General features: G+C 68.4%; 11 protein-coding genes. 3 read left to right on the top strand and 8 right to left on the bottom strand.

The genetic code is table 11. The annotated features are described in order from the left end of the window. Positions 1–25: 25 nt before the first annotated feature. Both BCO18175_RS27775 and exaC read right to left on the bottom strand, forming a co-directional pair. A complete protein-coding gene (locus tag BCO18175_RS27775; RefSeq protein ID WP_174985815.1) occupies positions 26–568 on the bottom strand; it encodes a hypothetical protein in 543 nt (180 codons plus the stop codon). Between the two features lie 260 nt (positions 569–828). Beyond that, positions 829–2,355 carry an acetaldehyde dehydrogenase ExaC gene (gene exaC / locus BCO18175_RS27770; protein WP_174916759.1) on the bottom strand — a complete coding sequence of 509 codons (1,527 nt, stop codon included), beginning with the start codon at positions 2,353–2,355 and terminating at the stop codon, positions 829–831. Positions 2,356–2,581: 226 nt separating this feature from the next. Here exaC and BCO18175_RS27765 point away from each other — a divergent pair, with 226 nt between their 5' ends. After that, on the top strand, positions 2,582–3,106 hold the full coding sequence (locus BCO18175_RS27765; RefSeq protein ID WP_174985813.1) for a pyridoxamine 5'-phosphate oxidase family protein: 525 nt from the start codon (positions 2,582–2,584) through the stop codon (positions 3,104–3,106). Between the two features lie 99 nt (positions 3,107–3,205). Here the strand turns inward: BCO18175_RS27765 and BCO18175_RS27760 are convergent, their stop codons facing one another. Further along, positions 3,206–4,819, bottom strand: a complete 1,614-nt coding sequence (locus BCO18175_RS27760; RefSeq protein WP_174985810.1) for an MFS transporter — start codon at positions 4,817–4,819, stop codon at positions 3,206–3,208. Positions 4,820–4,974: 155 nt separating this feature from the next. On the opposite strand from BCO18175_RS27760, the gene BCO18175_RS27755 reads away from it, so the two are divergent. After that, positions 4,975–5,859 (top strand): LysR family transcriptional regulator, encoded by an 885-nt coding sequence (locus BCO18175_RS27755; protein WP_174985808.1) that lies wholly within the window; start codon positions 4,975–4,977, stop codon positions 5,857–5,859. Positions 5,860–5,925: 66 nt separating this feature from the next. On the opposite strand, the gene eutC is transcribed toward BCO18175_RS27755, so the two are convergent. The 4 genes from eutC to BCO18175_RS27735 all read right to left on the bottom strand — a co-directional run bounded on the left by eutC (position 5,926) and on the right by BCO18175_RS27735 (position 11,419). Continuing rightward, positions 5,926–6,720 (bottom strand): ethanolamine ammonia-lyase subunit EutC, encoded by a 795-nt coding sequence (gene eutC / locus BCO18175_RS27750; protein WP_174985806.1) that lies wholly within the window; start codon positions 6,718–6,720, stop codon positions 5,926–5,928. After that, positions 6,717–8,114 (bottom strand): ethanolamine ammonia-lyase subunit EutB, encoded by a 1,398-nt coding sequence (locus BCO18175_RS27745; RefSeq protein WP_174916762.1) that lies wholly within the window; start codon positions 8,112–8,114, stop codon positions 6,717–6,719. The genes eutC and BCO18175_RS27745 overlap by 4 nt, the downstream gene beginning before the upstream one ends. Positions 8,115–8,210: 96 nt before the next feature. Then, positions 8,211–9,623, bottom strand: coding sequence for an ethanolamine permease (gene eat, locus BCO18175_RS27740; RefSeq protein ID WP_174985804.1), 1,413 nt, complete (start codon positions 9,621–9,623; stop codon positions 8,211–8,213). A 332-nt stretch (positions 9,624–9,955) separates the two neighbouring features. After that, positions 9,956–11,419 carry a mechanosensitive ion channel gene (locus BCO18175_RS27735; RefSeq protein WP_174985802.1) on the bottom strand — a complete coding sequence of 488 codons (1,464 nt, stop codon included), beginning with the start codon at positions 11,417–11,419 and terminating at the stop codon, positions 9,956–9,958. 277 nt (positions 11,420–11,696) lie between these two features. Between BCO18175_RS27735 and BCO18175_RS27730 the strand changes: the two genes are divergently transcribed. After that, positions 11,697–12,497, top strand: a complete 801-nt coding sequence (locus tag BCO18175_RS27730) for an AraC family transcriptional regulator (protein ID WP_174985799.1) — start codon at positions 11,697–11,699, stop codon at positions 12,495–12,497. Positions 12,498–12,583: 86 nt separating this feature from the next. On the opposite strand, the gene BCO18175_RS27725 is transcribed toward BCO18175_RS27730, so the two are convergent. Beyond that, on the bottom strand, positions 12,584–12,952 hold the full coding sequence (locus tag BCO18175_RS27725) for a zinc ribbon domain-containing protein (RefSeq protein WP_174970606.1): 369 nt from the start codon (positions 12,950–12,952) through the stop codon (positions 12,584–12,586). Positions 12,953–12,960 lie beyond the last annotated feature (8 nt).

The following is a 12,960-nucleotide window of genomic DNA, read 5'->3' as shown; positions in this document are numbered from 1 at the left end:
ATGCTCGATGCCCGCCTTTTGCCGGCTACCCGGCCGGCTTCAGCCGCACGACCCGCGAGCCGCAGTTGCCGTACGCCTGCACGACCGCCAGCTCGACGATCGCGCTGCCCGCCGGCCAGGGCGCGGCGTCCGCGTCCGGCAGATCGGCACGCAGCGTCGCGCGACCGTTGATCCGGTAGCGGATACCGCGCACGAAATCGACGAACAGCAACCCGACGCCGCTGCCGTCGCATGCCGCCGCGTCGATCCGGCCACCGTCGCCGGAAGCGGGCAACGCGAACCGCAACGTCTTCGTGTCGATCACGCGGACGACCGGCAGCAGATCGCCGTTCGCGTCCCGCCTGCTCTGCACGATGTCGCAGGTCACGGATGGATGCGACCCGGATGCGATGCCGACGAACATGAACGGCTGCGACTCGACGAACTGCCGCACGCCGATGCTCACGCGCGTCGTCACCACATCGCTCATCTGCTCGGCTTCGTCGGCCACGCCGAAGCGGTGCTGCGCGTCGAGTTCGCCCGCGTGAAACACGGGATGGCGCGGAAAGGATCGGGGCGGTTCTGCCATGCTGGTTTCTGTCGCACGCATCGGCGCACCGTGCCGCCGCGAGCATGCGGCTGCCGGTATCGTGTCCGGCGCGGGATGCGGCGATGCGCGGCCCGCGCCGGGTGTCGAATGTCGAAGTCGAAAATGGCGAAGTGCCGGACGACCGGCGTCGGCGCATCGCATCCACGCGACGCACCACGCCCGTCATCACCGGCAACCGGGGACGGCCAGCCGGCGCTGCACTGCCGGCCGCCCCCGGCGCTTCGCCACCGCTGCGGCGATCAGAAGAACCCGAGCGCCTCGGCCTGGTAGCTCACCAGCAGGCACTTCGTCTGCTGATAGTTCGACAGCGCCATCTTGTGCGTCTCGCGGCCGATCCCCGACTGCTTGTAGCCGCCGAACGCCGCGTGCGCGGGATACAGGTGGTAGCAGTTGGTCCACACGCGGCCGGCTTCGACCTCGCGGCCCATCCGGTACGCACGCGTGCCGTTGCGCGTCCACACGCCCGCGCCGAGCCCGTAGAACGTATCGTTCGCGAGTTCGATCGCGTCCTGCTCGTCCTTGAACGTCATCACCGACGCGACCGGCCCGAAGATCTCTTCCTGGAACACGCGCATCTTGTTGTTGCCGAGCAGCATCGTCGGCTTCACGTAGTAGCCCGTGCCGAGTTCCGCCGCCGGTGCCGTGCGCTCGCCGCCCGTCAGGCATTGCGCGCCTTCGCCGCGGCCGATGTCGATGTACGACAGGATCTTGTCGAGCTGCTGCTGCGATGCCTGCGCGCCGATCATCGTCTGCAGGTCGAGCGGGTGGCCGGCCTTGATGCGCTCGACGCGTGCGACGGCCTTCTCGATGAACTTCTCGTAGATCGATTCCTGGATCAGGATCCGCGACGGGCACGTGCACACTTCGCCCTGGTTCAACGCGAACATCGCGAGCCCTTCGAGCGCCTTGTCGAGGAACGCGTCGTCCTGGTCGAGCACGTCGGCGAAGAAGATGTTCGGGCTCTTGCCGCCCAGTTCGACCGTCGACGGGATCAGGCTGTCGGCCGCGGCGCGCAGGATGTGCTTGCCGACCGGCGTCGAGCCCGTGAACGCGATCTTCGCGATGCGCTTGCTGGTCGCGAGCGCTTCGCCCGCTTCCTTGCCGAAGCCGTTCACGATGTTGATCGTGCCGGCCGGGAACAGGTCGCCGATCAGTTCCATCAGCACCAGCACCGACGCGGGCGTCTGCTCGGCCGGCTTCATCACCACGCAGCAGCCGGCCGCGAGCGCCGGCGCGAGCTTCCATGCGGCCATCAGCAGCGGGAAGTTCCACGGGATGATCTGGCCGACGACGCCGAGCGGCTCGTGGAAGTGATACGCGACGGTGTTGTCGTCGATTTCGGAGATGCCGCCTTCCTGCGCGCGAATGCAGCCCGCGAAGTAGCGGAAGTGGTCGACCGCGAGCGGCAGGTCGGCCGCCATCGTCTCGCGCAGCGGCTTGCCGTTGTCGATCGTCTCGGCCACGGCCAGCAGCTTCAGGTTCTTTTCCATCCGGTCGGCGGCGGCGAGCAGCAGGTTCGCGCGCTCGGCTACCGACGTCTTGCCCCACTTGCGGCGCGCGGCATGCGCGGCGTCGAGCGCCAGCTCGATGTCGTCGGCGCCCGAGCGCGGCACGCGGCAGAATGGCTGGCCGTTGATCGGCGACACGTTCTCGAAGTACTCACCTTTCACCGGCGGAACCCACTTGCCGCCGATGTAGTTGTCGTATTGCTGACGGTACGGGTATTCGACGTCGAGGCCCAGTTGCTTCAGGTCAAACGGGTTCATACATGTCTCCTGTTCATCGTGCTTGTGTGAGTACAGCGCCGGTTGGAATTGCGCTGCCCTCGTTTACGCAACATGCGTGCCAAACCGGACGGAAGCGCGGCGACCACGGCCGGCCCGAGCACGCGCCGTGCCGTGTTCACCGATGCAGCATGGCGGGTGTGCCGATTCTGAACAGCGTGGTTGCGCAGCGTGCCGGGCAGCTGTTCGAAATTTCCACAGTGCGCTGATGCGCCTGCATGCGGACGCCGGCCTCGATGCGTGGCATGTCGCTTGCGTGCGCAATGCGCATTCCCACGCAACGGCGCGTGCGCCGGACCACAACATGAACGACTGCGGCCCCCTGACCGACGACGCCATCGCGTTCATCCGCGAGCAGGCGTTCCTGATCGTCGCGACCGCCGACGCGGCCGGCAACAGCGACTGCTCGTACCGCGGCCGCCAGCCACGCGCGGACGGCTCGTTCGAGCCGCTCGTCGACATGCCCGACCGCCGCACGCTCGTGCTGCCCGACTTCGCGGGCAACAACCTGTTCAACACGATCGGCAACCTGCTCGTGAATCCGGCCATCGCGCTGCTGTTCGTCGACTTCGTGCGCCAGACGACCTGGCTCGTGCAGGGCCGTGCAACGATCGACGACGATGCGGCAAGCCGTGCGCATCAGTGGCCCGATGCGCGACGCTATGTGGTGGTTGAAGTGGAACAGGCGCAGGCACGGGCGGATGCGGCGCTGCCGCCGCTGGTGCTGGCTTGATGCGCGCGACGGATCGTCAGCGTGCGAATGCAGCGACGACGCAACAGGAAGGCGCTCCGGCCACCGTGACCGAAGCGCCCGTACGCGATAACTCGACGCTCAACGCCCGTGCGTCTCCGCACAAGCCGCTTCGATCCGGCTGCGCACCGGTACGTCGGCATGAGTGTGCCCGCCGGTGTCTTCACCCGCTTCGACAGCCACCCGCCGCCCACCGAGAAACGCGAACACTACCACCGCACACAGCACCGTAACGACCGCCAGCCCGATCAGCAACCGATCGAACGCATGCGTGTAACTCGCGAGCAGCGCCGCATGCCCGATACCCGGCAGCGCGGCGGCCGCACCCGCGAGATCGCCGGTTGCGAGCCGCGCGGCTGCACGCAGCGTCGCGTCGGGCGTGCCGGCGGCACCAGCCGCCTGCGTCAGCCCCGTCCGCGCGAGCCCGGCCAGCACCGCGCCGACGATCGCGAGCGCGATCCCCTCGCCGGCCACGCGCGTCGTGCTGAAGATCCCCGTCGCCATCCCCGCGCGCTCCTTCGGCACGACGCTCACCGACAGTCCGTCCATCAGCCCCCACGGCATGCCGGCCCCGACGCCGATCATGAGCATCGGCGCGATCGCCGCGGCCCCTGCGCCGCCGTGCAGCGCGATGCCCAGCCACACGAGCCCGGCTGCCGCGATCAGGAGCCCGAGCCCCGAGATCACACCGGCCGACAGCCAGCGCGTGAGCGTCGCCGCGACGAGCGGCACGACCAGCATCGGCGCGGAAATCGCGAGCATCAGCCAGCCGGCGTCGATCTCGGTGAAGCCGTCGATGCCGATGAAGCGCAGCGGCAACACGACGAGCAGCACGATGTAGCAACAGCAGGTCGACACCGGCAGCACCTGCACGCCGACGAAGCGCGCGATCCGGAACAGCGACAGGTCGAGCATCGGCCGGGCAACGCGCGTCTCGATCGCGACGAACGCGCAGGCGCCGAGCGCCGCGCCCGCCAGCAGAGCGATCACCAGCGCGCTCGTCCAGCCGCGCGCGGGCGCCTCGATCACGCCGAACGTGAACAGCGTCAGCGCGGTGGTGAACGCGGCCGTGCCGGGCCAGTCGAGCCCCGTCGCGTGCGGGTCGCGCGACTCGTGCATGCGCGGTAGCCCGAAGACGAGCGACAGCCCGCCGGCCACCGCGCTCGTCACGAAGATCGCACGCCAGCCGTAATGCCCGATCAGCACGCCGGCGAGCACGGGCCCGAACGCGAGCCCGATGCCGAAGGTCGTGCCGAGCAGGCTGAATGCGCGCGTGCGCGCCGCGCCGTCGAACTCCTGCGCAAGCGCGGCCGTGCCGCCCGCGAGTGCCGCGGCCGCCGCGAGCCCTTGCGCGGCGCGCAGCAGGTCGACCGCGAGCATCGACGGCGCGAACGCGAGCGCGACCGACATCAGCGTGAAGCCGCCGACGCCGATCGCGAACAGGCGCTTGCGGCCGAACTGGTCGGCCAGCGCGCCGGCCGCCATCAGGAAGCTGCCGAATGCGAGCATGAACGCGTTGGTGATCCAGTTCATCGCGACCGTCCCGCCGTGCAGGTCGCGGCCGATCGCGGGCGTCGCAACCGCGCCGCCCGAAAACGACAGCGGCAGCGCGACGGCGGCCATGCAGACGGCGCCCAGCACCCACGCGCGCCGGCGTGCCGACGGGTCTGAAGCGGCTGAAAAAAGGTGATCCATCATCGCTCCTCGAAAAGCCGGCGCAGATGCGCCGTCAGAGCGACAGAAGATAAATCCGATTCAATCCGTGAAAAACTATGCAAAGCTCCGCATATAACGGATTAAAATTCCGCAATTCACCCGACTACGCGCGTCGGCGCGCGCCCTTCGATTCGATGGAAAACCTGACCGGCATCGTCGCCTTCGTCCGCACCGCCGAAGCGCTGAGCTTCGTCGCGGCCGGCCGCACGCTCGGCATCTCGGCGTCGGCGGTCGGCAAGACGATCGCGAAACTCGAGCAGTCGCTCGGCGTGCGCCTGTTCAACCGCACGACGCGGCGCGTCACGCTCACCGAAGAAGGGCGGCATTTCCACGAACGCTGCCAGCGGATCCTCGAGGATTTCCGCGATGCGGAAGCGACCGTGACGGCCTCCGCACAGCGCCCGCGCGGCAGGCTGCGCGTGAGCCTGCCGGTGATCGGCTACCGGTTCCTGCTGCCGGTGCTGCCCGAATTCCGGCAGCGCTACCCGGACGTCGAGCTCGATCTCGATTTCAACGACCGGATGGTGGATGTCGTCGAAGGCGGCTTTGACGCGGTGATCCGCAGCGGCCCGCTGTCCGATTCCAGCCTGATGTCGCGGCGGCTCGGCCCGTTCGCGTTCGTGCTGTGCGCGACGCCCACGTATCTCGCGCAGGCCGGCACGCCGCGCACGCCGCACGATCTCGAAGCGCACGACTGCGTGCGCTACTGCTTCCCGACCACCGGCAAACTGCAGGACTGGGCACTCGCGGCCGACGACGGCACGCCGCTGAAGCTGCGCACCGCGCTGACCTGCAACAACATGGAAGCGCTGCGCGGCACCGTGCTCGCGGGGCTCGGCATCGGCTACATGCCCGACTTCCTCGCGCGCGACGCGCTCGAGCACGGCGTGCTCGTCACCGTGCTCGACGACTACCGGATCGCGCCGGGGCAGTTCTCGATCGTGTGGCCGTCGAGCCGGCAGTTGTCGCCGAAGCTGCGCGTGTTCGTCGATTTTCTGTGCGAGCGGCTGTTCCGGTAGCCGCCCCGCAGGCCGCTCGAACTGCGCGAATGCCGCCACGCGGCAGCCACCAGCGCGCGCCCCTTTTCAGTCCGCCCCGATCCGCTCCGCTTCCGCCTGCGGCAGCAACGCATCGCTGTCGTCCTTCAGCCCGACACCCGTCAGCCCGAGCCGGCGCGCATGCGTCATCAGGTAATGCAGCTTGTGCGCGGCCCCCGCGTACGGCAACCCTTCGGGACGCACGTTCGAGATGCAGTTGCGCAATGCGTCGTGGCAGCCAACCTTCGGCGCCCACGTCAGGTACACGCCGAGGCTGTCCGGCGAGCTGAGCCCCGGCCGTTCGCCGATCAGCATCGCGACGACCTTCGCGCGCAGCAGCTCGCCGATCTCGTCGCCGAGCGCGACGCGCGCCTGCGTCGCGACCACCACCGGGCCGATCCGCCAGCCGTCCGCATCGAGCCGCGTCCGCACGGCCTGCAGCAACGGCAACGCCTGTTTCGCGGCCGCGAACGCCGACAGCCCGTCGCCGACCACGAACACGACGTCGGGGCCGTCGCCGCTCACCGCGTCGCCGTGCGCGGCCAGCAGCGCGCGCCCTTCATCCGACAGCTTGCGGCCGAGGTCGGGCCGGCGCAGGTAATGCTGGCGATCGGGCGCGGCGCTCTGCACGCCCAGCGTCGCGAAGCCGGCCGCATCGAGCTCGCGCCGCAATGCGTCGCTATCGAGCGGCTGGTGCACCGCGTCGCGCGCCTGCGCATGCGACAGGTTGAACGCGAGCAGCGGCGCGGTCGGCAGGCTGTTGCCCGCGCGGCCGAGCGCGATCCGCGCGTTCGTGAACGACTTCAGCTGCGCCCACGGGTTCTTTTCGACGGCGTCGCTCATGCCGAAATCCCCATCCAGTCGTTCGCGCCCGCGAGCAGCGGCACGCGTGACGTCGCGGCGCGCAACGCGCCGTGCGCGTCGGCGATCTCCATCGTCTCCAGCCACTCCTCGAACTCCGGCGCGCGGCGCAGCCCGAGCACCTCGCGCACGTACAGCTGGTCGTGGAACGACGTGCTCTGGTAGTTCAGCATCACGTCGTCCGCGCCCGGAATCCCCATGATGAAGTTGATCCCGGCCGCGCCGAGCAGCGTCAGCAGCGTGTCCATGTCGTCCTGGTCGGCTTCCGCGTGGTTCGTGTAGCAGATGTCGCAACCCATCGGCACGCCGAGCAGCTTCCCGCAGAAGTGATCCTCGAGCCCGGCGCGGATGATCTGCTTGCCGTCGTACAGGTATTCGGGCCCGATGAAGCCGACTACCGTGTTCACGAGGAACGGCTCGAACTTGCGCGCGACCGCATACGCGCGCACTTCGCAGGTCTGCTGGTCGACGCCGAAATGCGCATTCGCCGACAGCGCGCTGCCCTGCCCCGTCTCGAAGTACATCAGGTTGTTGCCGACCGTGCCGCGCTTGAGCGACAACGCGGCCTCGCGCGCCTCGCCGAGCAGCGCGAGCGAGATGCCGAAGCTCGCGTTCGCCTTCTCGGTGCCCGCGATCGACTGGAACACGAGATCCACCGGCGCGCCCTTCTCGACCGCCGCGATCGTGTTGGTCACGTGCGTGAGCACGCACGACTGCGTCGGCACGCCGTAGCGTTCGCGGAACCCGTCGATCATCGCGAGCAGCTTCACGATCGCCGCGAGGCTGTCGGTGGCCGGGTTGATGCCGATCATCGCGTCGCCGCAGCCGTACATCAGCCCGTCGAGCATCGATGCGGCGATGCCCTTCACGTCGTCGGTCGGGTGGTTCGGCTGCAGCCTCACCGACATCCGGCCGGCCAGCCCGACCGTGTTGCGAAAACGCGTGACGACGCGGCGCTTCCTGGCAGCCGCGATCAGGTCCTGGTTGCGCATCAGCTTCGACACGGCCGCGACCATCTCGGGCGTGAGGCCCGGCGCGATCCGTTCGAGCGCCGCGCCGTCGGCCGCCGGCGACAGCAGCCAGTTGCGGAAATCGCCGACGGTGAGGTGCGAGATTTCCGCGAACGCGAGTGCGTCGTGATCGTCGACGATGAGGCGCGTGACCTCGTCGTCTTCATACGGGATCACCGCTTCGTTCAGGAATGCCTTCAGCGGCACGCCCGCGAGCGCGATCTTCGCGGCGACGCGCTCCTCCTCGCTCGCCGCCGCGACACCGGCGAGCTGGTCGCCGGAACGCAGCGGGCTCGCCTTCGCGAGCAGCGTCTTCAGGTCCGCGAAACGGTACGTGCGCGGACCGATCGTCTCCGTATAGGACATCTGCGAGTCTCCTTGCCAAAAGCCGACGGCGCGCCCGTTCGACGGGGCGCGCCGGATGCCGTCAGGAACGGCCTTTCACGTTCACCTTCACCTTGCTCACTCCTCCAGCAGCGCGTCGCCGGGTGCACTCGCACGCTGCGAACGCGTCGCGAGGAAGTACGCGTAGCCGAGCGCGAGGAAGCCAAGGAACACCAGCGCGACCAGCCCGTTGAAGTACACCATCGTTCCGAGACAAATGAGCGCGGCCAGGATCGCGAACGCCGGGAAGATCGGGTACAGCGGCGCGCGGAACGGCCGTTCGAGATTCGGCTGCGAGCGGCGCAGCTTGAACAGCGACGCCATGCTCACGATATACATCACGATCGCACCGAATACCGACATCGTCACGATATTCGCGGTCAGCGTCTGCCCGCCGAACTGGATCAGCTCGTCGCTGTAGATCGCCGCGATGCCGACCACGCCGCCCGCAATGATCGCGCGGTAAGGCGTCTTGAAGCGCGGATGCACCTTCGCGAGCCATTCGGGCAGGTAGCCTTCGCGGGCCAGCGCGAAGATCTGGCGCGAATAGCCGAGGATGATCCCGTGGAACGACGCGACCAGCCCGAACAGCCCGAGCCACACGAGCATGTGCATCCAGCCGCTGTTCGCGCCGACGATGTACTTCATTGCCTGCGGCAGCGGGTCGTTGATGTTCGCGAGCTTGGTCCAGTCGCCCGCGCCGCCGGCGAACACCATCACGCCGATCGCGAGTGTAACGAGGGTCAGGATCCCGGCCACGTACGCGATCGGGATCGAGCGCTTCGGGTTCTTGGCTTCCTCGGCAGCCATCGCGACACCTTCGATCGCGAGGAAGAACCAGATCGCGAACGGGATCGCCGCGAACATCCCGTGGAACGCGCCCACGCTGAAATGATCGGCGCCCGACCAGCCGCCCTTCATGAAGTTGCTCCACGCGAAGCCCGGCGACACGACGCCCATGAACACCAGCAGCTCGAAGATCGCGAACAGCGTGACGACCAGCTCGAAGGTCGCGGCGATCTGCACGCCGACGATGTTCAGCGCCATGAACACGAGATACGCGCCCATCGCCGCATGCTTCGGCTCAAGGCCGGGGAACTGCACGTGCAGGTAGGCGCCGATCGCGAGCGCGATCGCGGGCGGCGCGAACACGAACTCGACGAGCGTCGCAGCCCCGGCGAGATAACCGCCGGTCGGGCCGAACGCACGGCGCGCGTAGGCAAACGGGCCGCCCGCATGCGGGATCGACGTCGTCAGCTCGGTGAAACTGAAGATGAAGGTGGTGTACATCGCCGCGACGAACAGTGCGGTGACGACGAAGCCCAGCGTGCCTGCGCTCGCCCAGCCGTAGCTCCAGCCGAAGTACTCGCCTGAAATCACGAGGCCGACCGCGATGCCCCACAGTTGCCAGGTCCCGAGCGTCTGCTGCAGCGCGGGCTGGCCGGACGACTTGGCGCCGGCGGCGGGCCGGCCATTCGACTCTGCTTTCATCGGACTCTCTCCTCAAAGGCGCCGGGCCTGGCGGCCTGCGCGACTGAGAATCGATGCTAGAGAGTCATTAAACGACGTGTTATCGAAATTCGGCAAAGATCGCGGCTGACATTTCGCTGACGGAAATGCCGGCACGGGACGGGTGACGACGCCGGTCGGCAAAGGGCCGACGCGGCGAAGGTTGCGCGGCGGCAGCCTTCACCGACGCTCGGGTGCTGGCGTCGCCGCACGAACGAACGCTGTCGCGTGCCGTTCTCGCCCGGCTGGATACACACGCTGCCGCGGCGCCGTCCGGCCACGCAGCGCGGCCGGACGGATGCTCGACGGTGGCTTTACTGCCCGCCGCCGCGCTGGTTGAACCAGCGGTCGAGCAGCTTGCCGGCCGCTTCGCGGCCGCCGAGGCCGAACGACAGCGCCACCGCCACCGCGATCGCACCGAGCACGAGGCCGAACGCGAGCTGCACGATCTCGTTCGCGATACCCATCGCGCGCAGCCCCATCGCGAACACGAGGCCGAGGATCGCGAATTGCGCGATGCGCGCGAACAGCACGCTGTGCTCGCGGTCGGCCTGCTCGATCACGCGGCGCGCGAGGCCCGCGAGCCACACGCCGATCACGAGGATCACGCCGCCCATCAGCACGTGGCCGCCGAATTCGATGAACAGCGTGACGACGTCGCGCACCTGCGAGAAGCCGAGCCGGTTCGCCGCTTCGACCGACGCGAACAGCATCGCGAAGAACACGATCAGCCGCGCGACCAGCACCGACGGCTGCAGGATCCCCGAGAACACGCGCTCGACGCCGAGCACGGCCGGCAGCCCGTCGGCGCCCGCGGCTTCCAGCAGCTTCTGCGCGAGCGACGCGACGAAGCGCGCGAAGTAGAACGTCACCAGCACGATCACGATCGCCGCGACGATGTCCGGTACCGCGCCGAGGAACTGGTTCAGCATGTTGGTGGCCGGCACCGAGATCGCGTCGATCTTCAGCGCGTCGAGCGCGGAGATCAGCGTCGGCACGAACACGAACACGTAGACGATCGTGCCGATCAGGCTCGACACGCGCACGGGCGTCGGGCTGTCGAGACCCTGCGTGAGGCGGTCGGCGCCGGCGGCGACGAGCAGGTTCGTCACGAGGCCGCGCAGCACGCGCGCGACGATCCAGCCGACGATGCCGATCACCGCGGCCGCGAACAGGTTCGGCACGATCGCGAGCAGCTTGTCGACCATCCCCTGCACCGGCGACAGCAGCCCCGACAACGCGAACGACGCGAGGATCGCCGGCAGGAACATCAGGATCACGAGCCAGAACAGCACGTCGCCGAGATAGCCGCTCATCGGCTGCATGCCGGCCCCTTCGGACAGCTTGTCGTCGATCTTGCTCGCCTTCAGCGCGCGGTTCGCGAGGCTGCGCAGCAGCGACGCGATGAGCCACGCGATCAGCGTCAGCGCCCCGCCGCCGATCAGGTTCGGCAGGTAGTTGACGATGTGCGTGACGAGCAGCGAGAACGGATTGGAGACCGCGTACAGGTTGAGCACGTTGAAGATGCCCACCGCGGTGACGAGCAGCACGAGCCAGAACAGGCCACCGGCGATGATGCGCTCGACGCAGGCGCCCTGGCCGGTGCTTTCGCTGATCCGCTGATCGACCTTCAGCGCGCCGAGCAGGCGCATCGCGCCGGCCCGCACCACGACGGCGATCAGCCAGCCGATCACCAGGATGCCGATCGCGCCGGCGATCTTTGGCAGATACCCCCCTAGCGTGGTCTGCAGCGACGTGATGAAGCTGGAAGCATCCATTTCTTCTTCTCCCGAAAACGTGGTGTTGCGATTGAACATCGACGAACTACCTGCGTACTTCGAAAAACGTGCTGCCCCGACGGAGCAACTTACCCGAGAAAAATGACGCGATCACCCGATTTCACCGTCTTTAACTTTAGTCATAGATCGCTGGGGGGCAAGACCCCATTTCGCCGAAATATAAAAGGGCCTGACTTGTCGGCCTCCTACGGATTTCCGCAAGGTTTATCGATTCGGGCCGTGCTACCGTGACGTCGGTACCCGCCCGGACGCGCCGATGACCGTCGAAACCAAACTCGACCAGCCCGCCTGGCTTCGCTACGCGGCCAGCGTGGCGCGCGTCCACGAGACCATCCGCGCGCACCTCGACGGCCCGCTCGACCTGAACCGGCTCGCCGAAGTCGCGTGCCTGTCGCCGTATCACTGGCAGCGCGTCTATCGCGCGCTGTATGGCGAGTCGATCGTGCTGACGGTGCGGCGGATGCGGATCGTGCGCGCGTCCGAGGATCTCGTGTGCACGGCGCGGCCGATCGACGAGGTCGCGCGGCGCGCGGGCAGCCACCGCCCCATCTATCCGCTACAGCGAGGAGAAGAAGACATGTTCAAGCATGAAGTCGAGATCCGGCGGCTGCCGGAATTGCACGGCTATGCGGTGGCGCATACCGGGTCGTACCTGAAGGTCGGTGACGCGTTCGCGCGGATCGGTGCGTGGGCCGGCCCGCGCGGGCTGATCGGCCCGGGCGCGAAGATGCTCGGGATCTTCTACGACGATCCGGACACGACGCCCGAAGCGCAGTTGCGCGCGAAGGCGTGCTTCATGCCGGCCGACGGCACGCCGGACATCGAACCCGCGCCGCCGGTGGAGCGCGCGACGGTGGCGGGTGGCGAATACGCGGTGCTGCTGCATACCGGGCCGTATGCGGACCTGAAGGCGGCCTACCAATGGCTCTACGGCGACTGGCTGCGTCACTCGGGCCGCGAAGCCGCCGACGCGCCGCCGTTCGAGCTGTACCTCAATACGCCGATGGATGCGGCGCCGGCCGACCTGCGCACCGAGATCTACCTGCCGCTGCGCTGATCGAAAGGCCGGTGCGCCTGCCCCGGCCGTGAAACGAAGCGCGCCGGCCGGCGTTCACACGCCGCCGGCGCGAATGGCCGGCAAACTTACGCAGCCTGCGTCCCGCACCCGGGACAGAACCGCGCGTCGTCCGCCAGCGCCGAGTGGCAACGGCTGCAGGACTTGCCGCGTTGCGCGGCACCGCACTGCGCGCAGAAACGCGCATCCGACGCATTGAGCGCGCCGCAGCCCGCACAGGCGAGCTGGCTCAGCGGCACGTTGCCACCGGCCTGCCCGCTTCGACTGTCGGCCGGCGCCTGCCAGCCCCAGCCGTAGCGATCGCGGCCGCGCGCATCGTGGCCGCCATGCCCGTCCTGGCGCTGCCCGCCGTGATGCCCGCCACCGTGGCCGCTGTTGCCGTGCCCGCCGCCATGGCCACCGCCGTGGCCGCCCAGGATTCGTTTCAGAAAGCTCATCGCCTGCT

Origin of the sequence: Burkholderia lata (genome assembly GCF_902499335.1) — a bacterium.
GTDB lineage: Bacteria > Pseudomonadota > Gammaproteobacteria > Burkholderiales > Burkholderiaceae > Burkholderia > Burkholderia lata_B.
The sequence above is the reverse complement of the archived record's forward strand: the minus strand, read 5'-3'. Positions and strand labels throughout refer to the sequence as shown.

What these genes read in the sequence shown, in the direction of transcription:
- BCO18175_RS27775 (WP_174985815.1), bottom strand. Translation starts at nt 568, where the DNA reads ATGGCAGAACCGCCCCGATCCTTTCCGCGCCATCCCGTGTTTCACGCG.
- exaC (WP_174916759.1), bottom strand. Translation starts at nt 2,355, where the DNA reads ATGAACCCGTTTGACCTGAAGCAACTGGGCCTCGACGTCGAATACCCG.
- BCO18175_RS27765 (WP_174985813.1), top strand. Translation starts at nt 2,582, where the DNA reads ATGCGCCTGCATGCGGACGCCGGCCTCGATGCGTGGCATGTCGCTTGC.
- BCO18175_RS27760 (WP_174985810.1), bottom strand. Translation starts at nt 4,819, where the DNA reads ATGGATCACCTTTTTTCAGCCGCTTCAGACCCGTCGGCACGCCGGCGC.
- BCO18175_RS27755 (WP_174985808.1), top strand. Translation starts at nt 4,975, where the DNA reads ATGGAAAACCTGACCGGCATCGTCGCCTTCGTCCGCACCGCCGAAGCG.
- eutC (WP_174985806.1), bottom strand. Translation starts at nt 6,720, where the DNA reads ATGAGCGACGCCGTCGAAAAGAACCCGTGGGCGCAGCTGAAGTCGTTC.
- BCO18175_RS27745 (WP_174916762.1), bottom strand. Translation starts at nt 8,114, where the DNA reads ATGTCCTATACGGAGACGATCGGTCCGCGCACGTACCGTTTCGCGGAC.
- eat (WP_174985804.1), bottom strand. Translation starts at nt 9,623, where the DNA reads ATGAAAGCAGAGTCGAATGGCCGGCCCGCCGCCGGCGCCAAGTCGTCC.
- BCO18175_RS27735 (WP_174985802.1), bottom strand. Translation starts at nt 11,419, where the DNA reads ATGGATGCTTCCAGCTTCATCACGTCGCTGCAGACCACGCTAGGGGGG.
- BCO18175_RS27730 (WP_174985799.1), top strand. Translation starts at nt 11,697, where the DNA reads ATGACCGTCGAAACCAAACTCGACCAGCCCGCCTGGCTTCGCTACGCG.
- BCO18175_RS27725 (WP_174970606.1), bottom strand. Translation starts at nt 12,952, where the DNA reads ATGAGCTTTCTGAAACGAATCCTGGGCGGCCACGGCGGTGGCCATGGC.